We start from the raw sequence: 22,992 nt of genomic DNA, 5'->3' as shown, positions 1-22,992 counted from the left end.
CGAAAAGCTCGACGGTTTGCTTAGCGTAAAATTGGTCAAAAGCAGCCTAAGCGAAGTGAATGTAAGCGGACGGCGACCACACTTCGAAAATTTCTGAATTTAGAGCGATATGTTCTGATTGCATGTAATGCCGCAATCTTGGCGACTAGTCTATATAAAATATGGTGCCCTATCAGTGGTTGCACAGTCAGATAGGCATCCACCTTTGCCGCAGTATGTCGGTATCTCATTCGCCCGCCGCGTCGGCAGGCGGGGGGGAACTTTCTTTCGATGCGCGTATCGACCATGACCATTCACCCGTGCTCACTGGTCAAGCTCATAATCTCCGCCGCTCGTTTGCCGATGCGAAGCGACCCGGCACACAGCCATCGTATGCTACGTCAGCAAATAGCTGCGCGCTGCGGGAAAACTAGGGCTAGCCGAGAGTATGCGTCTGATTGGTAGAGTCACACATAGGCGGAAAAGCAAAGGGGGTAAGCCGCGGAGACCTCGCTGTGCTGAAGTTCGAGGTAAGCCATAAGGCTCCAAGTGGGAGCAGAAGGTAGTGCGCGGCGACCTTTATAGTTGGGGGGGGCTTGTGAACTTGCTTCTAGTCGATTGCAAAAAAGTATAGGGTTTAGTGGTTAAAAGTATATTAGTAAATTATGCCCGCATTAAAAACTGTTCGGCGATGACTTGCCATACTCCAAAGCAATCACTCTCATATCTAATAAATTTAAAGAATTTAAGAAAAGTTTTTGTTAAGCTAAAAATACCGGAGTGCTGCTGATTGTAGAAGCACGATAAAATCAAATTTACTTCGCAGAAAAATCTATGTTATATGTTTTAGGGCTTACTTAGCTGGCTTAACAGCAAGCATTAATATACGTAATTTTTGTTCCGCCCATAATGACGTTTATGTACGCGTGCTGTACCTCCTTATTCCTTTCAATATGCAAAATATTAGTTTGATCAAGCAGCTATACGTTTGTGTAGATTTGTCATGCGGGCTGTCGAGGACGATTCACATATGAATAATCGATTGGAAGATAAGGTCATCGTTATAATAGGTGCCGACAAGGGGCTAGGAGGGGTATTGGCGCGCGTTTTTGCGTCAGAGGCAGCGATCGTAGTGGTAAATTATTCTGTGAATAGAAAGTTTGCGGAGAGTTTGGTTGCAGATATATCAAGTAAAGGAGGGGAGGCTGTTGCAATTCGTGGAGTTACAAGCAATGCTACAGAGATCGAGGACCTATTTAAAACAGTAATCCAGCTTTACGAAAGATTAGATGTATTGGTAAATAACTCAGAAATTTATAACCCTCTGCCTGCAGAAGAAAAATCAGATATTTCTTTTCCTGCGCATATGGAGTTCAGCACTTATACTTACCTTATTGCTATAGATAAAGCTGCGAAGTATATGGTTAGGGGAGGGAGTGTGTTGAATATTTCTTCATTAGAAACTTTTTCTCCACCATCAAATTCTTCTCTTTTGGAACCAGTTAGCCGAACAGTAGAGAGGCTTACGTTAGCACTATCTAGCGAATTGGCTGCGCGCTCGATTCGAGTAAACATGATTAAGGCAAAAATTTTTTTTAATAAGGAGCCGAGCGAGCTCGGTAGACATGCATGTCTCAGCGAGCACATAAAAGGGAGGGTGCAATTATCAGCGGAGCGGGTAAAGTCAACAAATTATCCAAATGATGATATTTTATCGACCGCAGTATTTCTTGTCTCTGACGAATCAAAATGGATCAATGGAAAATTATTTCTATCTTTCGGCAGTTATCCTGGATAACCACGGAAGAGTGGCTGATTTATAGGCGTGTCTACAGAAAATCTCGATAAGTTAACGTTATGTGTGAAAGCAGAGTGATTCACCTTCTGCATCAGGTATAAACGACTTCGGATCTGCCCCAAAATTACAAAGCGCCTAAACGTTTCATTTGACGCTTTGTAATTTCAGAGACAGATGTGAATCTTATTCAGTGCCGGTCACTATTATGATCTTGGCGCCCAATTTTCCGGTGCTAACGTGAAACCTTCGAAATTAAATGCTGGTGATACAACACATGACACTAAGGCCCAGCCTTCATTTGCCTCTGCTGCCTGCCATTCATTTGGTAGGATAAGAAGTTGTGGCGTTTCACCTTGTAATACGCTAGAACCCAACATCCGACTTGTTACTGGTCCCGCCTCTGTGATTGCAGTCTTCAATTCAATCGGATGCCCTGCATGCCAAAGCCAGATTTCCGCAGCATCTACGCGGTGCCAGTGTGATTGCTGCTGATGCTCAAGCAGAAAGTAAATTATTGACGCGGTACTACGTTGTCCTCCGTAACTATCGGCTCGCCAAGTTTCTCGATACCAACCTCCCTCGGGGTGGCGAACAAGCTCAAGTTCTTTAATGATTTCATATGGACAGGTCATAGTGTCTCGCTTATGGATGAAGTTTAGCCACCGGCGTTCCTAATTTCGATTTGAGCCCAGCTAATCCACGGGGCTGAATGCCAACGATGGTTTGGGAGGCATCAACCTGTTAGCTGTAGGCATATGCGAATCTAGGTTATCTATTCCAACTGGAACGGTTATGTTATATAGTAACATTTACTGGGGTGTCAACCGCTTATCAAGATTATGTTGGAGGGTGCGAGGTCCATAATGATGAGCATAACAACCATTTAGGGTATTCACTTAAAAGTAATGCGAGTAGTTATCATTTCCTGGAGGTGGAAGTAGAGCTGCCTGGCGCATTAAAAATATTTTTGTCTGGAATTGATCTTCAGCCCTATAGAGCTGTCTTGGTCTGCCATAAGAGAGAGGCAAGTTTACTAGTAGAAAGAATTGAGCGGTGGGATTGATATATTTTTTCTTATTTAATTTAAAAACATCGTAGAGGTGCCTAGGATGGAGCTCAGACATTTACGTTATTTTGTCGTTGTTGCTGAAGAACAAAGCATGACTAGAGCTGCGCGTCGCCTAGGAATTCAACAGCCACCACTAAGTATCCAAATTCGCAATTTAGAGCGCGAACTGGAAGTTGAACTATTTGACCGTTCACCTCGTAAAGTTCAGTTAAATGAAACAGGGCGCTCTTTCCTATATGATGCGCAAGCGATACTTGAGGACGCGGAGCAAGCCATTGTTCGGGTTCGCCAAATCGCGCGCGGTGAGCGTGGGCGAATCGTTGTTGGATACACAAGCGCTATTGGTCTGCACGGTAAAATACCCGACATCGTAAAAATATTTAACCAGAAATTCCCAGACATCATAGTCGTGCTGGAAGAGGTATCAGCCTCAAATGCGTTTGAGGCTGTCACATCTAATTGTTTAGATGCGTTATTTACCTGGTCCACAGCAGCGAGTTTTCATATGCTCAAAAGCAGAGCGGTTAGCGAAGAACGAATGGTTTTAGCTATACCTAAAGAAAATTCGGCTTGGACTGATAGTAAAGCCATCAATACATTTGAAATTAAAGATCAGGATCTCTATTTTGACAGAAATATATGCGGTGCGCGGGTGCAAGTTTTTTTTGCAGATTCGAAAAATCTAAGATTATTACCTCGCACTTTTGAAGACGTATCACAATTACTCTCTGTTTTAGCAATCGTAGCTGCTGGAAACGGGATTGCGCTTGTACCGAAATATATGGAAGCGTTTTATTGTGAAAATGTTTATTATAAAGATTTAGTAGGAGGCTCTATATTATCAGTACCTCTGAATTTGTATTATTTTGAGTCCTCGCAGGACTCATATACCTATCGGCTCGCTGAAGTTGTGAGCGATATTGCTCAGGCGCAGCTGAGTTTCGAAAGTCGGGCCCAGGACGTCACCGATCTTCAGTAAAGCCAGCACAAATAGTGTAAACATTTACGATTTTTCACATCTCGCTAGCTACTTGGCGGCTATTATCTTTAGTAGGTAGCGATTAATGACAACTGTAAGTAGTCGAGGAGATGGCAGTGATAGAACTTCATACGCGAGTAAATCGTAATAATAATGATACGCTGACACGAGTCCTTGAGGAGAAGAGGGCAGTTGAGGAGGAGGTCGATACCGGATCGGCTACAGCACGCGCCATATACAACCACAAATACGCCGTTATTTTTGACGCTATCCTCGCGAAACATGCGAGTGATGCTGGGCAATCTAAGCTTTAGGAGTGTTAAAGACAGGATAGGTTAGCTCTATCTTATCAATCGCCATGCTGACTCCTTTGCCTAGTGCATCTGCGTGTTGATGTTTCATCAAACGGGGGATTTCGAGATTGAAAAGCATCGCCACTAGCTTTTCTTATGGTCGACTTTGTTGCTGTATTCAATAGCACAGTTGTAGCGTGTTTTTATGATTGATTAGTGAGTAAGTAATAGCGCCGGATTGAATCTGCAATCAGAAAGTTAGTCATGACTGTTGGGATACCCATAACTAATGCAGGTATGGAGGGTAAATCACTTGCCCGATCCGTGGCTGAATTTGAGATGAGAGGCTTAAATATAAATGATATGCTATAACGTAGTTTTTTGCAATGATCCAATTGGCCTCTTGTCCCCGTTACAAGAACTTAAGGGTTCCGTAGGTCTAGAAGCCAGCCTTTAACTACGGGCTCATGTTTTTTCAATCACAAGAAAGCTATCAGCGGCTGATGTTAGCGGGCTGAGGCTCTAACGATATCAAGTCCGTAGATCTCGGCGAGAAATATCAATGACTCTAAAATTTAAAGTAATATTATTGGTGACGTTGCCTTTATTAGCGTTTGCAGTGATGGCCGGAGGCGTAATAATTAAAAGCTTGCATGTACTGGGTGATGAAGAGGTCAGTGCCACTCGAGAGCGAATGTTAGAGGATAAGCGGAAAGAGTTAAGAAACTATATGGCGATAGCCACTGGTGCAATTAGAAATATCTACGAAAATTCCATTGATGGTGATTTTGACAGCAGAGCCAAGGCTATTGAGATCCTGTCAAATATCAAATATGGTAATGGTAGTTATTTTTTTGGCCAAGACTCTAATATAATTACTCTATTTCGTAGTAATAGCACAGCTGTTGTCGGAAAAAATTTTCGTGATGAGAAAGATACTCACGGAATCTATGTGAACCGTGAGTTGGTACGAGCGGCTAAAGACGGTAGTAACTACATATTTTATTCTGCGCCTGTTCCAGGCGATGACAAAATATTGATACCAAAGCTCGCATTTAGCACTTACCTTTCAAAATGGGATCTGGCTCTAGGTACTGCGATCAATCTTGACGACGTTGATAGAGAGGTGTCTACAATTCGCCGCGAAATAGAAGCTCGAATTGATTACGCAATTTTAGGCATCGCTATAATTTCTATTATTTCAGTTCTGCTATTTAGCGCCATTAGTACTATTTTGGTCGGCAACTTTCTTCGTCCGTTGCAAAAAATTAAGGAGAATTTTGATGACATAGCAGCAGGTGAAGGAGACCTGACTCAGCGTCTGAGGGTGCATAGTCGCGATGAACTGGGTGAACTAGCTCACTCTTTCAATAGTTTCGTAGAAAAAATTCATGGCCTTGTCAGACAAACAGTTGAAATGACGGTTTCACTTTCGTGCCTTGCATCTGAGATTACAACACAAGCTGCTGGGTCTGAGAAGTCTATGGCACAGCAACAGAGTGAAACCGATTTAGTTGCCTTAGCTATGAACGAGATGTCTATAGCTGCAAATGAAGTTGCAGGCAGTGCGGAAAGCTCTGCTGACGCTGCATATGACGCTAACGAGTTAGGAGTGTCGGCAAAAATTGTGGTTAGTGCAAGCCTTAGCCAAATCATTTCTCTGGTAGGAGATATTCGCTCAAGCAGTACAAAGCTGGACGTTCTCCAGCAGGATGTTAATAGTATAGTTAAGGCATTAGTCGTAATAGATTTTCTCGCTAAAAGAACAAACCTACTTGCGCTTAATGCTGCAATTGAAGCCGCTCGCGCGGGAGAGGCTGGTCGCGGCTTTGCAGTGGTCGCCGAAGAGGTTCGCGCTTTATCTGATCGTACCCAGCTAAGCGCGAACGAAATAGGTGAACTAATTGGTCGGTTGCAAGCCGGCACACAAGAAGCTGTTATTGCTATGCGTAAATCAAGTGGTGCTGGTGATCTTGCAGGCGAATACGCCAATAATATCGACACTTCGTTAGACTCTATTGCAAATTTAATAACCGCGGTGAGCTCCCTGACCGCGCAAATCACCAGTACTGCAAAAAACCAGCAGTCCGTAGTTGAGGACATAAATCGCAGCGTACAGAAAATTGCGGAAAGCGGAGGGCGCGTCGCTCAAGAAGCACGCACTGGAACTCAGACCGCCCACAAACTTACCCAACTTAGCAAAGCTCTAGAAGATCTTATGAGGCAGTTTAAAATTTAAATTCGTCACTGAGTGCGTGCTTAGCGTTTCATGATTAATTGAATCATGGAGCTGTCGCATTTGACCTAAAAGAAACTATGTGTCGCTGATATAGGGGCTCGTCTCGACGTGTCAACGCATGGCTTTTATGATTGGATAATGCGCTACAGCAAATCTCAAGAAAACGGTAGAACGGCCTAGATTTTCCAATTCGTTTCAATGCACGGATTGCAACCTTTTACGACAGACCCTATTCTGATTTTGAGACCAGGGTTCGAGGTGCAACCGAGCGGATTTTTCCCTCACTGTTTCAGTTTAATTAGGAATACTTCGACTGGCTCAGCGACAAACCGCGGTTTGGTGATAGTGGCCGCTCGATTACCACACCATCGCAGCGATAGGCGACGGGTTAGGTCAATCCGCGCCGGGTAGCTCGTGATCAGCTTGATGCGATTTACAAACGCTAGCGCCAGTGAGCGGTCTGCAGGCGGTGTTCCCCGAACTTGGTGCCCGCCCGGATCGGATCAAAATAGCCGCCCTTGATGGTTAGGCTTAGCGTAACAACGGTCGCTTACCAACCTTTAATCAGCGCCAAACCAATATCGGCTCGGTTAGCTTCGGTTTAAACAACATGCTGTGATGAATACTTGGACTTCTTGTAGGAGTTCTTCGTCCTCTGCCGTGCCCCCCATAAATCCGCCATGCGGCATGCCTTCTCCAAGATAGAACTCTACCGGTACCCCTGCCCGGCGCAATCCACGATGTAGGCGCGCTGCGTTAGATAGGAAAAGATCACGAGTACCAGTTTGCAGGAAAGTTGGCGGTAGTCCTTCAAAGTTGCCAAACAGAGGCGAGAGATAAGGATCGGCTAGGTCAGCCCCTGCAGCGTAGAGCTGATTAATCTGCATAAGCGGTAGAGGAAGCACCACATCAATATAGCGGTTGGTATGAAAGCTGTCCCCAGATTCAGTCAGATCGACTTCTGGCGATAGCAGTACTAGCCCTGCGGGCATAGGCAGGCCCTCATCGCGCCCGCGTAGCAGCATCGCCAAAGCGAGATTGCCGCCAGCAGAACGCCCGATGAGGACAATTTCATTTGGCGAATGCTGGCTCAGCACATACCGATACGCCTCGAGGCAATCATCCAGTGCGGCAGGATAGGGATGTCTGGGCGGCAACCTATAATCAACGCCATAGCAGGAGATGCCGTATCGGTCCGCTTGCTGCTGCGCGCTCACGCGGCATGCTTCGCCGCTGCCGAAGAGGAGGGCACCGCCGTGCAGATCGATACAGGCATGCTTCGGGCGAATCTCGCCTTTAGGGGTTGCGACGTGAATTTCGGCGTTCCCGATTATCAAAGTCTGGACATCTGCGTGTAGTTGCTCAGTTGAGCCTTTCACGGCTAACTCGTATTGACTATTCACATACTCCTGAAGTGTTTGCCATGCGGCGGTATCATCCGCCGCTGGCAGTTGGTAGAGGGCATTAACTGGCGTGCCCTGTGCAGTAACCAAATTTTGTAATTTGGCCTTTGCCTGGGGGCTGATCGAAATAGGGAAGGGAACAATACGATCCTGCAACAATATCCCGTGATGGGGGTTGGTGATCTTTGCATCCGCCATGAGGGGCTCCAGCGCAATAATTGAAATACTTTAGACTTTTCTGTGGTTCGTGGACCTGGTGTCGATCAGCGTGACTTGTCGCCCTAGTTGGCACCCGCCAGCGAGCCTTTGGGCGCGCAAGCCGAGCGTTATCATTAGGCTGCTCTATCTGTAGGTCATTGCTATGGACCTGCTGGTTGTGGCTTTCCATTTGGATCTTGGCCTACACCCTCTACAGGCCAGCGACTCAGCCTTAACAGCCAGGATCTGAGTCAGCGATACGTTAATGGCTACGTGCTGCTTGTTACTGTCGTCGATCTGCGCTTGCGACCGGTCGGCGGAAGCATAGCTAACTCCGCAGCGCTCAGGGTCAGATGTGCTTTCATTGGCTCGACCCTTCAGGCTGGGCCAGTTCGGGCTCAACGTCGACGCCGTATACTTCGATGGAGGCAGATCCGTATGTTAGCGGTGATTGACAAGATTTGGCAGACTAGCCTAGCTGGAAAGTTGGCTAGGTCATAGTCACTTACAGTTGTATCAACGCCTAATATATCTGATGCGGTGTTCAACTATACCGCCCGGTTATTTTAATGAGTTCCACCTCTTTTTCTGAAGCTTCTGATCAGCTCCCCTTGTCCGACAGCGAACGTTGCTCTGAATAGCCATCCTTGTCCTTCCAAAATGATATGTTTTTAGTGACTGAGGACTTGAGCGAAAAACTTCCGAGCTCTGGGAGATCGATTTTCGACGTCACCAAAAAGGACTCCGTTGAGCAGTCTTCGATGATTCGCCCTTGGTCCAAGAAGATCACCCGATCACTCACCTTTCTAGCGAAACCCATCTCATGGGTCACGCACACCATCGTCATGCCGTCATTAGCGAGTTTGACCATCACGTCCAAAACTTCACCGACCATTTCCGGGTCCGGAGCCGAGGTAGGCTCATCAAACAGCATGGCGACGGGGTCCATGGTTAAAGCGCGGACGATTCAGCCGTAGGATGGAGCCAAACTGAGACTAGGACGCCGGACCGTAAAGCCCAGCTCTCAAAGCATCCTCAGCAATTTCCGACAATCCTCAAAGGCGGAAATCGGGCATAAGGAGGAGGGCAGCCATTGATCCTCAGCTGACCAGCTTCGAGCGACTGACGTGGCGGTGGTCTAGCAGCAGTAGGTAGAGCGAGCACTCCTTCGCACATGTCGGTGTACGATATCGTCTAAAATATTTCGGTCGAGAACGGAGCTAGCACCCAATGAGTGATGCATTGCCAACTACTTTGATATGCCGGGATCCAGGGGATAGCAGCGGGGACATCGTCATAGATCTCCCACCGAATATACTAGCGGCAATGGACGTCGGTTTGGGTGATTTCTTAAGCATCGAGTTGGTCGACGGATCGATAGTGCTAAAGCCAATTCGTCGAATCAAAGCTGAAGGTCGGGTTGACTCAGATTGAGCAGGCCGGTAGCTCGCCCATCTGAATCTCAGGACGTTCGAGTAGCACTAAGATGGAAGGAAATATCCAAATGCAGGAACAATTCCGCAATTTAGATTTTTACTTCTCTGAAATTTCGATCTTCACTTCCGGGTACCGTCGAATCAGTGGCTTAGACAGCTTATGAACATCTATGACATGACCTGTCGTTTAACATAATATACATTATGCGAACCTTCGGAACTATCCGTTAGCAGCTCTGTACGACGCATTTCACTAAGCGGCCTGCAACCACCACCCGCAGATTCAAAGCAGCCACCGTCGCCCTCGTTGATCTGTCTTCGTTCGCCCCCTGGGCAGTCCGACATTTACGACTAGTCAGCGCACCGTTCACCAACACTGTGGTGAAATTGATAACGTTGCCCGTCGTAACGCATTACTGGAAAACAAAAGCCCGGGCCGCCGACCTCGACATCAGGCCAACCATCATTGCCTTTGCTGGCGAGAAACTGAGCGACACCGTTTTCTTCGAGCATGAGTTTCCAATGACCGTCAGATTGCTGGCTGACTAGATAAAATCCAGTGCCCGCTTGCCCATAACAGTCAGTGCTGCCTTCGGTAATCAACGCATCCGGCCGGCCGTCACCATTCAGGTCCTTAACCAGCTCCATGGTTGCCGGCGTGTAGCTATCAGTTGTCTCGATTTCGCACTCCGACGTCTCTTGATTAAATCCAGCAGCGCGGAATGCTTTTAACTGCTCGCTACGCGGTAGTTCATCTGCCAGCGCTGTAGCACTGGTCATGAAACATGCCACCCACAGACCTGATTTAAGCCGTCCCAGCATATAGACCGTCCCTTTATGAAGCCCAATGTGAAGTGTCGCGACTGTACCCGCACTAGCGTAAAGGATAAAACGAGAAGTGCTAAAGGGTTCGCTACGCGCAATCAGGGGCAGTGCCCGTCAGATTTCAACAGGCAAAACCCCTGTCTGGCTCAAACCTGAGCAAAGCCTCCGTCGACAAACATTTCACTGCCGGTCATGAAGCTGCTCTCATCCGATGCCAGGAACAACGCGGCTGCGGCAACTTCTTCAGGTTTGCCGATACGACCCAGAGGAACCTGCGCCGTCATGTCGTCGATGATCGCGTCCTTCTGGCCCGTACCCGACAACGCCAAGTCCAGACCCGGTGTCGAGATCGGGCCTGGTGAAAGTACGTTGACGCGAATGCCGGTGCCTTTCAGGTCCAGCGCCCAGCTCCTGGCGAAATTTCGTAGCGCGGCCTTGGTAGCGCTGTACACGCTGAATGCCGGTGTGCCCATTGTGCCGGTGGTCGAACCGGTGAGGATCACTGAGCTGCCAGCGCTCATCAGGGGCAACGCTTTTTGTACGGTGAACAATGTGCCTTTGACGTTGATACCAAAGGTACGGTCGAACGATTCCTCTGTGATCGATCCGATCGGCTGGAAATCTCCCAGGCCTGCGTTGGCGAACAATACGTCAACCCGGCCCTTGGCGGCCTTGACCTGGGTAAAGATGCGCTCCAGGTCGTCCAGGTTTGAAATGTCGCCCTGGATGGCGATGGCTTCAGGGCCGATCAGTTGCAGCGCCTTATCCAGTTCTTCCTGGCGACGCCCTACGATGACCACCTGCGCGCCTTCTGCTGCAAAGCGAATGGCGGTTGCCAAGCCGATGCCGCTGTTGCCACCGGTCACCACTGCGATTTTCCCGTTGAGCCTGCTCATACTGAACTCCAATGAATTAGGTTGAGGCCTAACTCTAGATCTGCGCTATTCTTTTGAATAGTATGCACCTTTAAGTAAGTACCCCCATTGGAGCCAAGCCATCATGGCCAATAACTCATTCAACTGTGGTCTGGAAGCTGCCCTGGCGGTGATTGGCGGCAAATGGAAGCCTCTGGTGCTGTTCAACCTGGCCCAGAATGTTCATCGATATGGTGAATTAAGACGCGCAATTGGCGGTGTGACCGATAAGGTGCTGATCCAGCAGCTCAAAGAGTTGGAGCGCGACGAGATCATTGCCCGTGTGGACTTCCACGAGATACCGCCGAAGGTCGAGTACTCCCTGACACCCTTCGGGCAATCCCTTGCCACGGCGCTGGGCGCGTTGTGCCAGTGGGGCACGCAGCATATGCAAACGGTTGAGCGTATCGCCGAACGACGTACGTCTGCCCTCTCCCAATCCTGAGCCCCCTGCCCTGATTGCCAACTCAACTAAATGACTATTTAGTTGAGTTAAATCAATAAGTTACAGCCTAAACCGATCGACGGACCGTGACAGCTGGCCTGCCAGGCTGGACAACTCGTCTGTTGTCGACGCTGTCTGGCCAATGACCCGGCTATTACTCTCCGACATCCCCGCAATCATCTCCACCTGGTGAGCAATTTCATTGCTGGCCAGGCTCTGCTCCCCGATGGTGCGGGAGATATCGTTGACCATCTCGGTGGTATTCAACGTGGCTTGGAGAATCTCGCGAATTGCTCGCTCCACCTCGGCGGTCACCGACATGCCCTTATCGACCTGTGCAACGCCCTCCTCCATGCTGGTGACCGCTTCCCGCGTGCTTTGCTGGATGCGCCCCACCATGCTGGCAATCTCCTGGGTCGAAGCACTGGTGCGCCCGGCAAGGCTGCGCACTTCATCGGCGACTACCGCAAAACCGCGCCCCTGCTCGCCAGCGCGGGCGGCCTCGATGGCGGCGTTCAAGGCCAGCAGGTTGGTCTGGTCGGCAATCCCTTTGATCACCTGGATAATGCTGAAAATTGCCTCAGACTCTTTGTCCAGCGTACGGATCACCTGGGCCGATTGCTGCGCGGAACGGGCGATGCCATCCATGTCGCTGACCACTTGATGAATCACCCGGCCGCCGTCCTTGGCCAGGATTTGTGCCTGGTTGGCCATCTCTGAGGCGCGCCCGGCATGCCGAGTGATTTCCTCGATGCTGGCGGTCATTTCACTCGCGGCAGCGGCCATGGTACTGGCTGCGGCGCTTTGTTGCTGGCTGCTGCCGGCGACTTCATGGCAGCCGTGGCTCAGTTGTTCGCTCATGCCGTTGACGCCGTGGGCGTTGCTGCGCACCACTTCGATCATGCCGCGCAGGTCGCGTTGCATGGTGGCGAGGCTGCGAATCAACGCGCTGGCTTCATCCTTGCGGCGGGGTTCGACGATGGTTTCGCTCAAGTTGCCATGGGCGATACTCTCGGCAATGCGGCTGGCCGTGTGCAGCGGCCCCATGATGCTGAGCATCACCCACCGCCCCTGTGCCAACAGTAATAGCAGACTGGCGATCAGCACCACGCCCAAGGTGAGGTTGGCATTGCTGATGCTCTGCCGAGTGCCGGCACTGGCCTGCTGGGTGTTGTTCTCGATCTGCTCGCTGAGCGACGCCATTTGGTCTTCAAGCTGGCTGAACGCCGCGTTGAACGTCCCCAGTTCACCGCGGGCGGCGTCGGGATTGTCGAGTGCCAGGGCGACGATGCGCTCGCCGGTGGCGATGTAGTTATCCAGACTGGGGCGGATTTTTTCCAGGCTGGCCTTGAGCGCATCGTCCAGCGGCAACTTGAGATTGTCCGCGAGCACCTGGCGAAAATGCTCGGCGTGTTCCTGCAACGAGCTGTTGACCTCCGCTTTGCTGCTGGTGCTCTTGCCCAAGCCCACCAGCATCGCCGACAGCACGTCCGCGCGCAGGGCGTCGTGCATCATGTCGGCTTCCATATGGTTACGCAGCACGGTCATGCTGAGTTCGCTGCCATACACCGCAGTGCCCATCCGGGTGTTTCCCAGGTAGCCGGCCAGGCTCATGATCAAGGCGGTCAGCAATCCGGTCGCAATCAACAACATCAAGCGCAATTTGATCGTCATGCAGGTATCCCCATGGCCTGGACAGGCGGCTGGGAACCCAACCGCTTGAGCGTCTATTACCGTTATCGGCAACAGTTGGCTATTAGTGAAGCCCAAGTCAGGGGATCTGCGCGTTTCCCTTGCGCGGACATGCAAGGGAAACGGTTGCCAAGGCTACGCCGAACGAAAATGTAACAACTGTGTAATCGTCACCTTGTATACCCACGGTCGGCTCACTAAGCTGGCCGATCCCTTGATGGCGCCGGAAATTCCATGTCTCGAAGCATCGCCCACCTCGCCCTCCTCCTGGGCTTGATCACCGCCGTCGGCCCCTTTGCCATCGACATCTACCTGCCCGCCTTGCCGACCCTGGGCGCGAGCCTGCACGCCTCGCCGGCACTGGTGCAGATGAGCCTCACGGTGTTCTTCGTCATCGTTGGCGTGTGCCAGCTGTTTTACGGGCCGATCAGCGATGTGTTCGGGCGCAAGCCGCCGATCTACGCCGGCCTGGTGATTTTTGCGCTGGCCAGTGTTGGCTGCGCCCTGGCGCCGACCATCGAAACCCTGATCGCCTTTCGTGCCCTGCAGGCGTTTGGCGCGTGCGCGGGCATGGTGATTCCGCGCGCCATCGTGCGGGACCTCTACACCGGGCATGAAGCCGCGAAACTCATGGCCTTGCTGATGTTGGTGATGAGTGTCTCACCGATCCTGGCGCCGCTCGCCGGCAGCCTGGTGATATCGTTGTGGAGCTGGCGTGAAGTGTTTGCCGTGTTGGCGGTGGTGGCCGTGGCGTGCCTGGTGATGACCATCGTGCAACTGCCCGAAACCCATCCGGCCGAGCGCCGCCTGGGCAAGACCCTGGGCAACGCGTTCAGCAGCTACGGCGCGTTGCTGCGTGACCCGGTATTCATCGGGCTGTCAGTGGTATGCGGTTTTGGCCTGGCGACCTTCTTCGTGTTTATCGGCAGTGCGCCGTTCGTGTACATCGAGCATTACGGCCTGACGCCAACGCAATTCAGCCTGGGGTTTGCGCTGAATGCCGCCTCGTTTTTCGCCATGAGCCAACTCACTGCACGCCTCAGTGCACGCTTTGGCCTCGCGCCGCTGATTCGTTGGTCGGTGGTAGCCGTGGCAGCGGTCATGACCGTGCTGGCGGCCACCACGCTGTGGGTCGACAGCCTGGCCTTGACGATGACGCTGCTGTTTATCGGCTTCGGTTTTCTCGGGCTGTTGCTGCCCGCAGCGGGCGTGTTGTCGTTGGAGGATCATGGCGCGGTGGCGGGTTCTGCCTCGGCCTTGCTCGGAGCGATCCAGATGATCACCGCCGCCGTGTCCATGACGCTGGTCGGTGTGTTCGCCGATCACACACCCGCGCCGATGTTAATCGGCATCGCACTGTGCGCTGTCGCGGCGATGCTCACCACGCTGTGGACGCTGCGCCGACTACCGGCTCACTTGGCGAGCGCCCCGCCCTCCTCCTGATCGCTGCCCAATTGCGCCAGGTACGGCCACGGATAAATCCCGCGCTGGTGGCCATCGCTGAACACCAGTTGCACGCCATAACCCTGAGGGTGGACCTCCACCACCCTCACCGCTTCCGACACCATCGGTGGGCTGCCCCGTAGCCGAAACGCCCGGCACTGCGAGCAGGGGCATGCACGGCGCAGGCGTGCATGCTCGATCCATTGGGCACCGTCGGCCCACTCCAGGCGCAGACGGCCGTCGCGGCCTTTGCCAATGGCGTTCGGCGCGGCGGTCATTGCAGCTGCGCCAAGGCTATCCGCACGGCCTTGCGCACTTCCGGGTCGCCATCGTCGGCTGCATCACGTAACGCCGCCAATGCCTGGCGATCGCCCAATTCACCGAGTGCCAGGGCGGCCTCCTTGCGCAGGTTGCTGATGCTGTGGCCCAGGGTCTGGATCAACGCCCCCAGCGCGGGGAGATAACGCAGGCGGCCAAGGCTGCGCGTCGCCCGCAAGCGAACCTGCCAGTACTCGTCCGCCAGCGCTGCGACCAACGCATCCCCCGCATTGAGGCTGCCGACTTTGCCCAAGGTGGTTGCGGCTTCCTCCCGTACTTGCCAGGCCGGGTCCAGCAACGCCTGGTGCAGCGCCGGTAGAACCTGGTCATCGTTCGCCAACCCCAGGGCGCCGGCGGCAGCGCGGCGGACCTCGGTGTCGGGATCGCTGCTGGCCAGGGTCGCCAGGGCTTCAAGCGCAGGCAGGTGCTTGAGCCACCCCAGCACGCCCACCGCTTCACGCCGAATACCCGCGTCGGCGTCCGCCAATGCCAGCAAGGCCGCCGGCGCCGCCGCTGCCAGGCGCAGCTCACGCAATGCGCGGAATATCGCGGTGCGCACGCTCACATCGGCATGCTCGGTCCAGGGCAACAGCAATGCCCCCGCCTCGGCGGTTTTCAATACGCTCAGGCTCTGGGCGGCCGCCTCGCGCACGGGCGGTTCGGCATCTGTGAGCGCCTCGCACAACGCCTGCACCACCTCGGCTTCTTCCCAGGCTTCCAGCAAGGTGGCGGCCTGGGCACGCACGTCCACGGAGGGATCGTTGCGCAGGCTGTCCACCAGCCATTCAAGGCCGTCGGGGTCTTCAAGGTCAGCCAAGTCGATCAGGGCAATGCGGCGCATGCCGGCGTCCGGGGCTTGCAGGCGCGGGCGCAGGGCTTCTATTTCCAGGTTATAGGTCATATGGCAAATCGCGGTGTTGAATGATCGGTGGGCAACCCGAGCGGGTTCAGGCGTGGCAACTGGCGGCCATCTTCATGGTGCAGCAGTTCCAGGCAATGACGCTTGAGGTGAGTGAATTCGGGGGTGGTCATCAGTTCGGTATGGCGCGGCCGCGCAAAGTCCAACGAGAAGTCTTCGATAATGCGCCCTGGGCGCGGGCTCATTACCAGGATGCGATCGGCCAGGAACAGCGCTTCATCAATATCGTGGGTGACGAACACCACCGTGGTGCGAATGCGCGTCCAGATATCCAGCAGCAAGGCCTGCATCTTCATGCGAGTCAGCGCGTCCAGCGCGCCGAACGGCTCGTCCATCAGCAACAGGCGTGGGCGATTGATCAGTACCCGGGCGATTTCCACGCGCTGCTGCATGCCGCCCGACAGCTGGTTCGGCCAACGCTCGGCAAATCCTTCAAGCCCGACCAGGGCCAGGATCTCGTCGGCTGCCGCCAACCGCTCAGCCTTGGCCACGCCGCGCATCTTCAAACCGAACGCGACGTTCTCACGCACGCTGCGCCACGGGAACAACGTGTGCTGCTGGAACACCATACCGCGTTGCTGGGACGGGCCGACCACTGGCTGCCCGTCCATCTGCAACGTGCCCTGGCTCGGCACCAGGTGGCCGGCCAACGCGCCAAGCAAGGTCGATTTGCCGCAGCCCGACGGGCCGAGAATGCACACGAATTGCCCCGGCTCGATCCTGCAATCCAGTGCCTTGACTGCCTCGAATGCCTGCGCCTGTTCGCCCAGGACAATGGACAAACCGCTGATTTCAATCCGACCTTCCATCAGGCTTTACCTCGCGAACGGTGCCAAGGGGTGAACACGGCGCCCAGGCGCTTGACCAGCCAGCTGCTGCCCATGCCCAGCACGCCGATCAACAGCATGCCGACCACAATGTCGGCATAGTTCTGGATGGTGTATGACTCCCAGGTGTAATAGCCGATGCCGAACTGTCCGGAGATCATCTCCGCCGTCACCAGGCAGAACCACGACGTACCCATGCCAATGGCCAGGCCGGTGATGATGCTGGGTGCGGCGCCCGGCACCACCACTTCCCGCAGGATCGCGCCCCGCCCTGCCCCCAGGCTGCGTGCCGAAGCGATCAACCGTGGATCGACGCCCTCGACGCCGTGCACGGTATTGAGCAGGATCGGAAACAGCGCACCGGTAAAGGTGATGAACACCATCGACAGCTCCGACGATGGAAACATCAGGATCGCCAACGGTATCCACGCCACCGCCGGAATCGGTCGGATCACTTCCAGGGGTGGCAGCAGCACATCTTCAGCCCATTTCGAACGACCGATAGCGATGCCCAAGCCAACCCCCACCAGCACTGCCGCCAGGTAACCTTCGAACACCCGGGTCAGGCTCGCGCTTAAATGCCGGGCCAGCTTGCCCGAGTCCGCCAACCCCAGCGCCGCCTCCAGCACGGCGCCTGGGGTGGGTACGTTGGCAAAGGTCACCAGCCACAGGTTCCAGTGGTGGCTGGCAGCAAGTTGCCAGAACAACAGGCACACCAGCAGTGACGCTGTGCGCGGCAACCAGCGATAAGCAGCAGTCGACATGGGCCTATTCCTCTCAGCGACCGACCACGGCCTGCGCTCCGGCCGTGGTGAAGTCAAACACCTTGCCGCCCTGGGCATCCGCGAACTGCTGCGCCTGGCCCTTGAGCAGGAATGCACTCAACGTGCCTTGGCGATCACTGGCAAACCACGCCTGGTTGGCGAGCAGCTTGATGCCGCTGTCTTCGGCCTGGGCGTAGACGGCACGCACGTCCTTGCCGTCTTTTTTCAAACGGGCCAATGCACTGAACGCAGATTCGGCAGACGCGTAGTCACGCACCTTGGGCTCGCCTTTCACCCAGATTTGCGCCACGTGTTTCCAGTCGGTGATGGGCTTGCCGGTCAAGGCGTCGTTGGCCTTGAGCGGGGCCTGGGCGTAATTGCCCAGCTGCGCCTGATAGTCCAGGCCGGACGCCTTGAAGGCGGCGCGGATGTACTGGTCATCGATAAAGGTAGTGAGGTCGAGGCCACGGTCGGCTTTTTTCAGCAGCTTGAGGGTGTCGATGGCGGTGCCGACAGCCTGGCGGTATTCCGGCTTCCAGCTCAGGTCACGGGTTTGCACGCCAAGCGGGCCGTGGAACAGGTAGTTGACCTCGGCTTCGACGCCGGTGACTTTTTCGATCAGTTCGCTGTATTTCTCCGGTTCCGCCGCCAGCAACTGGTTGGCTTCGATAGTCGCACGCAGGTAGGCGACGACCACTTCCGGGTACTGGCGGGCGTAGCTTTCATCCACCAGCGCGCCGTGGAAGGTCGGGGTGTTGGACTGCGAACCGTCATAGATCTTGCGGGCGAAACCCCGGTTGGGGAACAACTCGGCAAACGGCACGAAGTCGGCATGCGCCTCGATCTTGTTGGCTTGCAGCGCCGAACCCGCCACTTCGGGCGCCTGGGCGATGATGTTCACATCCGTGAGTGGGTCCCAGCCTTGCGCCGCGACCGCCCGCAACAGCATGCCGTGGGCGGTGGACGCGAACGGCACCGAAATGGTCTTGCCCTTCAGGTCGGCCAACGACTGGGCGCTGGACTCGGTCGGCACCACAATGCCGTTGCCACTGCCTTTGATATTGCCCGACAGCACGCTGATAAACAGGCTGTGCTTGCCTGCGCCCTCAAACGCCACGCCGTTGAAGGCGCCGGGGAAGTCGGCCATGGCGCCGAAGTCGAGCTTGCCGGCCACCATTTCGTTGGTCAGCGGTGCGCCACTGGTGAAGTTTTTCCACTGGATATCGTAGGTGGCGTCCTTGTACTTGCCGTCATGGGGCAAGTACTTGTCCAGCAGGCCCAGCTCGCGGATCAGCAAGCCGCCAGCGACGCAGTTGATGGTGGTGTCCTGGGTACCGATGGCGACCCGGATGGTCTGTGCCTGTACCGACAGGCTCAAGGAAGCCAGCACCAGGCCGGCCAAAGTTGCGCGCAAGAACATTGGGTGTTTCCCCTCGAATCATGGTTATAGGCATCGTCTCCGCCGCGATCTGGCGCGGTGGGAAACGAGGGGGGTACGGCGTTGGCGTCCGGTGTTGGCGGATGGCTTGGAGTCGAAACGCTCAGCGCAGCAGGTACGGGATCTCGACCTTCACCGCGCCTGTGGGGCAATCCTTTTCACACGGCATGCAGTACCAGCATTCGTCGAACGCCATATACGCCTTCTGTGTTGCGGGATTGATCGCCAGCAGGTCCATCGGGCAGACGTCGACGCACACCGTGCAGCCTTTTTCGGCAATGCACTTGTCTTCGTCGATCGTCACCGGCGCGTTGGAGCGAAAAAATATTTCCTGGGGTTGGTAGGCCATTTCACGGTGTCCTTAGCACTTTGTGGTTGTGCTGATTGTTGTGGTGAGCGGGCTTCTGTGGTGAGTGGGCTTGCCCTGCTCACCACAGAAGCCCGCTCACCACAGAAAGCCCGTTCACCAGAGATTGAGCTTCAGGCCGCATCAGCCCCCACGCGCAGGCGGTCGTAGGCTTGCATTTCTTCGGCGTCCAACGGAATGACGTAGGGCTCCACGGGTTTCTTGAAGCTGACCATCTGCCCGTCATCGCCCTTTTTCAGGTGGCAATGGCAGAACCAGTCGGCGTCATTGCGCAGCGGGTGATCGACGCGATGGTGGTACAGGCCCCAGCGGCTCTCTGCGCGGAACAGCGAAGCGCGGGCGGCCATTTCGGCGCAGTCGCGGATCACGCTGGTTTCCATGGCGCGCATCAGTTCGTGGGGGTTGTGGGCTTTCATCTGGTCGAGGTCGCGCTGGATATCGCTGAAGCGCTGCAGGCCGATTTCCATCTTGCGGGTGACCTTGGGCGGCTGCAGATAATCGTTCACGAAACGCCGCAGCTTGTACTCGACCTGCGCCGGCGGCAGGCCGGTTTCGCGGTCCAGCGGCGCGTAGACGCGGGCCTGTTCTGCGGCGACTTGCTCGGTGTTTACCGCGCTGAATTCTTTCTCCACCACATACTGGGCGGCGTTGGTACCGGCAAACCAACCGTAGGTAAACGCGCCCAGCATGTAGTTATGCGGCACCGCCGCCATGTCGCCGGCCGAATACAGGCCTTTCACCGAGGTTTCGGCACGCTCGTTCACCCACACGCCGGAGGCCGAATGCCCGCTGCAAAAGCCGATCTCGGAGATGTGCATCTCGACCATGTCGCTGCGGTAATCGGTGCCCCGGTTGGCGTGGAACTGGCCACGGCTCGGGCGCTCGTTGCTGTGCAGGATGGTTTCGATGTTCTGGATGGTTTCCTCGGCCAGGTGGTCTAGCTTGAGAAACACCGGGCCATTGCCGCTTTCGAGTTCCTGGTGGAACTCCCACATCATCTGGCCGCTCCAGTAGTCGCACTCGATAAAGCGCTCGCCCTTGTTATTGGCGGTGTAGCCACCGAGCGGACCGGTAACATAGGCGCAGGCCGGGCCGTTGTAATCCTTGATCAACGGGTTGATCTGGAAGCACTCCAGGTTCGCCAATTCGGCGCCCGCGTGGTAGGCCATGGCGTAGCCGTCGCCGGCATTGGTAGGGTTTTCATAGGTGCCCATCAGGTAGCCCGACGACGGCAAGCCCAGCCGGCCCGCCGCGCCGCAGCACAGAATCACAGCCTTGGCCTTGATCACCTGGAAGTCGGCGGTGCGGCAATCAAAGCCCATCACGCCGTTGACCGCGCCTTCGCTGTCAGTCAGCAAGCGCGTGCACACCAAGCGGTTGGTGATAGTCACCCGAGCACGCTTGAGCTGGCGGTACAGCACTTTCTTGATGTCATGGCCCTCCGGCATCGGTAGCACGTAGGCGCCCATGTGGTGAACCTTTTTCACCGCGTAGTCGCCGGTCTCGTCCTTTTCGAACTTCACCCCCCAGCGGTCCAACTGCTCGATGGTCTCGTAACTGTGGGTGGCATAGGCGTACACCGCTGCCTGGTTGACGATACCGTCGTTGGCGATGGTGATTTCCTTGGTGTATTGCTCAGGCGTCGAGTGACCGGGGATGATCGCGTTGTTCAGCCCGTCCATGCCCATGCTGATCGCACCGCTGCGCTTGACGTTGGCCTTGTCCACCAGCAACACACGCAGCGCCGGGTTAGCTTCTTTGGCCTTGATCGCCGCCATCGGCCCGGCTGTGCCGCCGCCGATCACTACGATGTCGTATTCCAGCTCCAGGGTTGTGCGGCTCACGGGCGGCTTCCTCGTTCACGGTCGATGCGCAGGCGATACTGGAAGGCGTCGCCACGGTAATACAGGTGTTCAAAGTCCACCGGCTGGCCGTCGGCGGTATGGGTCAAGCGCTCGATGTGCATGATCGGCGAGCCCGGTTCCACGTTCAGCGCCTGGGTCAGGTCGCTGTCGGCCAGCACGGCGTCGATGGCCACATCCGCATGCCCCAAGTGCAGGCCGCAGTCGTTTTCCAGGATCAGGAAGATGTCGCGGGTGACCAGGTCAGCCTTTTCCAGGCGCTCGCCGAGGGGTTGCGGCAGGTAGGTGATTTCCAGCGACACCGGCTCTCGGTTGATCAGGCGCACCCGCTTGATCTGCGCAACCACGGTGCCCTCCTCCACGCCCAGGCGCTCGGCCACCTGCTTGTCGGCCGGCACGAAACGAAAACTGCGCAAGCGGTTGATCACTTCATAACCGCGCTCGGTCATCGACTCGGCCAACCCCTGCAAGGTGCTGACGTTCTGGTAGGCCTTGGGCTTGGACACAAACGTGCCTTTGCCATGAATCTTGTAGATCAAGCCCTCTTTCTGCAGGTCGCCCAATGCCTGGCGCACGGTGATGCGGCTGACTTTGAAGCGCACGCCCAACTCGCTTTCTGAGGGCATTTGGGTGTTGGGCGCGTATTCGCCGTCGAGAATGCGACTGCGCAACAGGTCGCGCAGCTGGGCATGCAGGGGAATACTGGACAGTGGAGAGAGGCTGGAATCGTTCATCAAGGTCACTTGTCATAACGAGTTATGACGTGATCTTAAGAAGTCTAATGGCGGCAGCGGAAATACCGTTTATGCATAAGCTTAAAGCCAACCACTCGTCGGGCTTCAGCGGCATCCGTTACAACTATCGCCCGGCATGTAACTACTAACCCCATAGCCCCTTTGCACTGCTATGGAGATTGATATGACTGACTATCCTCGCCCGCCCTTCGCCCCTCAAGCCCAAGCTGTTCCAGGTGCGCAGAAAAAAATGGACCCGTACCCCGACTGCGGCGAGAAAAGCTACAAGGGCTCCGGCCGGCTCGCCAACAAGATCGCGCTGATCACCGGCGCCGACAGCGGCATCGGGCGCGCGGTGGCTATCGCCTTTGCCCGTGAAGGCGCCGACGTGGCCATCGCTTATCTGGACGAGCATGAAGACGCCCAGGAAACCGCACGCTGGGTCGAAGAGGCCGGTCGCCAATGCCTGTTGCTGCCCGGTGACATTGCGCAGAAAAGCGTGTGCCAGTCGTTGGTGGATAAAACCGTCGAGCAGTTCGGCCGCATCGACGTGCTGGTGAACAACGCCGCGTTCCAGATGACCCACGAGTCCCTTGAGGACATCGAGGACGAGGAATGGGTGAAGACCTTCGATATCAACATCACGGCGATGTTTCGTATCTGCAAGGCGGCCTTGCCACATATGAAGGCCGGCAGTTCGATCATCAACACCAGCTCGGTCAACTCCGACATGCCCAAGCCGACGCTGCTGGCCTATGCCGCCACCAAGGGCGCGATCGCCAACTTCACCGGTGGCTTGGCGCAGTTGCTCGGTAGCAAAGGGATTCGGGTCAACAGTGTGGCACCGGGGCCGATCTGGACGCCGCTGATTGTGGCAACCATGCCGGATGAGGACGTGCAGAGCTTCGGCAGCGAAACCCCGCTGGGGCGTCCGGGCCAACCGGTGGAAGTGGCGCCGATCTATGTGCTGTTGGCCTCGGATGAAGCCAGCTACATCTCGGGTTCGCGATATGCGGTGACTGGCGGCAAGCCGATCCTCTAATCCTTGCC

18 protein-coding genes and 4 pseudogenes are annotated in these 22,992 nt (G+C 55.0%); 7 read left to right on the top strand and 15 right to left on the bottom strand.

Annotation, left to right across the window (positions count from 1 at the left end; translation table 11 throughout):
- Positions 1 to 1,009 precede the first annotated feature (1,009 nt).
- On the top strand, positions 1,010 to 1,777 hold the full coding sequence (locus KHP07_RS08590; protein ID WP_214497013.1) for an SDR family oxidoreductase: 768 nt from the start codon (positions 1,010 to 1,012) through the stop codon (positions 1,775 to 1,777).
- A gap of 203 nt (positions 1,778 to 1,980) precedes the next feature.
- Here the strand turns inward: KHP07_RS08590 and KHP07_RS29740 are convergent, their stop codons facing one another.
- A complete protein-coding gene (locus tag KHP07_RS29740) occupies positions 1,981 to 2,409 on the bottom strand; it encodes a cupin domain-containing protein (protein ID WP_214497012.1) in 429 nt (142 codons plus the stop codon).
- A gap of 477 nt (positions 2,410 to 2,886) precedes the next feature.
- Here KHP07_RS29740 and KHP07_RS08580 point away from each other — a divergent pair, with 477 nt between their 5' ends.
- The 3 genes and pseudogenes from KHP07_RS08580 to KHP07_RS29865 all read left to right on the top strand — a co-directional run.
- On the top strand, positions 2,887 to 3,825 hold the full coding sequence (locus KHP07_RS08580; RefSeq protein WP_214497011.1) for a LysR family transcriptional regulator: 939 nt from the start codon (positions 2,887 to 2,889) through the stop codon (positions 3,823 to 3,825).
- A gap of 855 nt (positions 3,826 to 4,680) precedes the next feature.
- A pseudogene (locus tag KHP07_RS29870) lies at positions 4,681 to 5,499 on the top strand (cache domain-containing protein); the annotation flags it as partial.
- Between the two features lie 366 nt (positions 5,500 to 5,865).
- Positions 5,866 to 6,357 (top strand): annotated as a pseudogene (locus KHP07_RS29865) (methyl-accepting chemotaxis protein); the annotation flags it as partial.
- Between the two features lie 590 nt (positions 6,358 to 6,947).
- On the opposite strand, the gene KHP07_RS08570 reads toward KHP07_RS29865, so the two are convergent.
- From KHP07_RS08570 to KHP07_RS08555, 4 genes and pseudogenes are all read right to left on the bottom strand, one after another.
- Positions 6,948 to 7,958, bottom strand: a complete 1,011-nt coding sequence (locus KHP07_RS08570) for an alpha/beta hydrolase (RefSeq protein ID WP_099492055.1) — start codon at positions 7,956 to 7,958, stop codon at positions 6,948 to 6,950.
- A 671-nt stretch (positions 7,959 to 8,629) separates the two neighbouring features.
- A pseudogene (locus KHP07_RS08565) lies at positions 8,630 to 8,925 on the bottom strand (ATP-binding cassette domain-containing protein); the annotation flags it as partial.
- 820 nt (positions 8,926 to 9,745) lie between these two features.
- Positions 9,746 to 10,174 (bottom strand): hypothetical protein, encoded by a 429-nt coding sequence (locus KHP07_RS08560; RefSeq protein WP_214497010.1) that lies wholly within the window; start codon positions 10,172 to 10,174, stop codon positions 9,746 to 9,748.
- A 191-nt stretch (positions 10,175 to 10,365) separates the two neighbouring features.
- A complete protein-coding gene (locus tag KHP07_RS08555) occupies positions 10,366 to 11,115 on the bottom strand; it encodes an SDR family NAD(P)-dependent oxidoreductase (protein ID WP_099492057.1) in 750 nt (249 codons plus the stop codon).
- A gap of 103 nt (positions 11,116 to 11,218) precedes the next feature.
- On the opposite strand from KHP07_RS08555, the gene KHP07_RS08550 reads away from it, so the two are divergent.
- Entirely contained in the window at positions 11,219 to 11,578 is a 360-nt protein-coding gene (locus tag KHP07_RS08550; RefSeq protein ID WP_078048471.1) for a winged helix-turn-helix transcriptional regulator, read from the top strand.
- 60 nt (positions 11,579 to 11,638) lie between these two features.
- Here the strand turns inward: KHP07_RS08550 and KHP07_RS29860 are convergent, their stop codons facing one another.
- The gene (locus KHP07_RS29860) at positions 11,639 to 12,364 is read right to left on the bottom strand and encodes a methyl-accepting chemotaxis protein (RefSeq protein WP_502937530.1); all 726 of its coding nucleotides are present in this window, start codon (positions 12,362 to 12,364) and stop codon (positions 11,639 to 11,641) included.
- Between the two features lie 132 nt (positions 12,365 to 12,496).
- Positions 12,497 to 13,252, bottom strand: a pseudogene (locus tag KHP07_RS29855) (MCP four helix bundle domain-containing protein); the annotation flags it as partial.
- 252 nt (positions 13,253 to 13,504) lie between these two features.
- Between KHP07_RS29855 and KHP07_RS08540 the strand changes: the two are divergent.
- On the top strand, positions 13,505 to 14,713 hold the full coding sequence (locus KHP07_RS08540; protein ID WP_099492059.1) for a multidrug effflux MFS transporter: 1,209 nt from the start codon (positions 13,505 to 13,507) through the stop codon (positions 14,711 to 14,713).
- Here KHP07_RS08540 and KHP07_RS08535 read toward each other — a convergent pair.
- From KHP07_RS08535 to KHP07_RS08500, 8 genes are all read right to left on the bottom strand, one after another.
- Complete coding sequence (locus KHP07_RS08535; protein WP_214497008.1) at positions 14,683 to 14,991, bottom strand: DUF971 domain-containing protein; 309 nt, start codon at positions 14,989 to 14,991, stop codon at positions 14,683 to 14,685. The two genes, KHP07_RS08540 and KHP07_RS08535, sit on opposite strands and share 31 nt — an antisense overlap.
- Positions 14,988 to 15,932, bottom strand: a complete 945-nt coding sequence (locus KHP07_RS08530; RefSeq protein ID WP_214497007.1) for a HEAT repeat domain-containing protein — start codon at positions 15,930 to 15,932, stop codon at positions 14,988 to 14,990. Before KHP07_RS08530 ends, KHP07_RS08535 begins: the two co-directional genes overlap by 4 nt.
- Positions 15,929 to 16,759, bottom strand: coding sequence for an ABC transporter ATP-binding protein (locus KHP07_RS08525; RefSeq protein ID WP_214497006.1), 831 nt, complete (start codon positions 16,757 to 16,759; stop codon positions 15,929 to 15,931). The genes KHP07_RS08530 and KHP07_RS08525 overlap by 4 nt, the downstream gene beginning before the upstream one ends.
- Positions 16,759 to 17,541 (bottom strand): ABC transporter permease, encoded by a 783-nt coding sequence (locus tag KHP07_RS08520; protein ID WP_078048477.1) that lies wholly within the window; start codon positions 17,539 to 17,541, stop codon positions 16,759 to 16,761. Before KHP07_RS08520 ends, KHP07_RS08525 begins: the two co-directional genes overlap by 1 nt.
- Positions 17,542 to 17,554: 13 nt before the next feature.
- Positions 17,555 to 18,961 carry an ABC transporter substrate-binding protein gene (locus tag KHP07_RS08515; protein WP_214497005.1) on the bottom strand — a complete coding sequence of 469 codons (1,407 nt, stop codon included), beginning with the start codon at positions 18,959 to 18,961 and terminating at the stop codon, positions 17,555 to 17,557.
- A 121-nt stretch (positions 18,962 to 19,082) separates the two neighbouring features.
- Positions 19,083 to 19,328 (bottom strand): 4Fe-4S dicluster domain-containing protein, encoded by a 246-nt coding sequence (locus tag KHP07_RS08510; protein ID WP_028616162.1) that lies wholly within the window; start codon positions 19,326 to 19,328, stop codon positions 19,083 to 19,085.
- Between the two features lie 131 nt (positions 19,329 to 19,459).
- Positions 19,460 to 21,190, bottom strand: coding sequence for a fumarate reductase/succinate dehydrogenase flavoprotein subunit (locus KHP07_RS08505; protein WP_214497004.1), 1,731 nt, complete (start codon positions 21,188 to 21,190; stop codon positions 19,460 to 19,462).
- A complete protein-coding gene (locus KHP07_RS08500; protein ID WP_078048480.1) occupies positions 21,187 to 21,942 on the bottom strand; it encodes a GntR family transcriptional regulator in 756 nt (251 codons plus the stop codon). Before KHP07_RS08500 ends, KHP07_RS08505 begins: the two co-directional genes overlap by 4 nt.
- A 184-nt stretch (positions 21,943 to 22,126) precedes the next feature.
- Between KHP07_RS08500 and KHP07_RS08495 the strand changes: the two genes are divergently transcribed.
- On the top strand, positions 22,127 to 22,984 hold the full coding sequence (locus KHP07_RS08495) for an SDR family oxidoreductase (protein ID WP_078048481.1): 858 nt from the start codon (positions 22,127 to 22,129) through the stop codon (positions 22,982 to 22,984).
- Positions 22,985 to 22,992 lie beyond the last annotated feature (8 nt).

This window comes from Pseudomonas sp. VS40 (genome assembly GCF_018587885.1).
In the GTDB taxonomy this organism is placed as follows: domain Bacteria; phylum Pseudomonadota; class Gammaproteobacteria; order Pseudomonadales; family Pseudomonadaceae; genus Aquipseudomonas; species Aquipseudomonas pergaminensis.
The sequence above is the reverse complement of the archived record's forward strand: the minus strand, read 5'-3'. Positions and strand labels throughout refer to the sequence as shown.

What these genes read in the sequence shown, in the direction of transcription:
- KHP07_RS08590 (WP_214497013.1), top strand. Translation starts at nt 1,010, where the DNA reads ATGAATAATCGATTGGAAGATAAGGTCATCGTTATAATAGGTGCCGAC.
- KHP07_RS29740 (WP_214497012.1), bottom strand. Translation starts at nt 2,409, where the DNA reads ATGACCTGTCCATATGAAATCATTAAAGAACTTGAGCTTGTTCGCCAC.
- KHP07_RS08580 (WP_214497011.1), top strand. Translation starts at nt 2,887, where the DNA reads ATGGAGCTCAGACATTTACGTTATTTTGTCGTTGTTGCTGAAGAACAA.
- KHP07_RS08570 (WP_099492055.1), bottom strand. Translation starts at nt 7,958, where the DNA reads ATGGCGGATGCAAAGATCACCAACCCCCATCACGGGATATTGTTGCAG.
- KHP07_RS08560 (WP_214497010.1), bottom strand. Translation starts at nt 10,174, where the DNA reads ATGACCAGTGCTACAGCGCTGGCAGATGAACTACCGCGTAGCGAGCAG.
- KHP07_RS08555 (WP_099492057.1), bottom strand. Translation starts at nt 11,115, where the DNA reads ATGAGCAGGCTCAACGGGAAAATCGCAGTGGTGACCGGTGGCAACAGC.
- KHP07_RS08550 (WP_078048471.1), top strand. Translation starts at nt 11,219, where the DNA reads ATGGCCAATAACTCATTCAACTGTGGTCTGGAAGCTGCCCTGGCGGTG.
- KHP07_RS29860 (WP_502937530.1), bottom strand. Translation starts at nt 12,364, where the DNA reads ATGGCCGCTGCCGCGAGTGAAATGACCGCCAGCATCGAGGAAATCACT.
- KHP07_RS08540 (WP_099492059.1), top strand. Translation starts at nt 13,505, where the DNA reads ATGTCTCGAAGCATCGCCCACCTCGCCCTCCTCCTGGGCTTGATCACC.
- KHP07_RS08535 (WP_214497008.1), bottom strand. Translation starts at nt 14,991, where the DNA reads ATGACCGCCGCGCCGAACGCCATTGGCAAAGGCCGCGACGGCCGTCTG.
- KHP07_RS08530 (WP_214497007.1), bottom strand. Translation starts at nt 15,932, where the DNA reads ATGACCTATAACCTGGAAATAGAAGCCCTGCGCCCGCGCCTGCAAGCC.
- KHP07_RS08525 (WP_214497006.1), bottom strand. Translation starts at nt 16,759, where the DNA reads ATGGAAGGTCGGATTGAAATCAGCGGTTTGTCCATTGTCCTGGGCGAA.
- KHP07_RS08520 (WP_078048477.1), bottom strand. Translation starts at nt 17,541, where the DNA reads ATGTCGACTGCTGCTTATCGCTGGTTGCCGCGCACAGCGTCACTGCTG.
- KHP07_RS08515 (WP_214497005.1), bottom strand. Translation starts at nt 18,961, where the DNA reads ATGTTCTTGCGCGCAACTTTGGCCGGCCTGGTGCTGGCTTCCTTGAGC.
- KHP07_RS08510 (WP_028616162.1), bottom strand. Translation starts at nt 19,328, where the DNA reads ATGGCCTACCAACCCCAGGAAATATTTTTTCGCTCCAACGCGCCGGTG.
- KHP07_RS08500 (WP_078048480.1), bottom strand. Translation starts at nt 21,942, where the DNA reads ATGAACGATTCCAGCCTCTCTCCACTGTCCAGTATTCCCCTGCATGCC.
- KHP07_RS08495 (WP_078048481.1), top strand. Translation starts at nt 22,127, where the DNA reads ATGACTGACTATCCTCGCCCGCCCTTCGCCCCTCAAGCCCAAGCTGTT.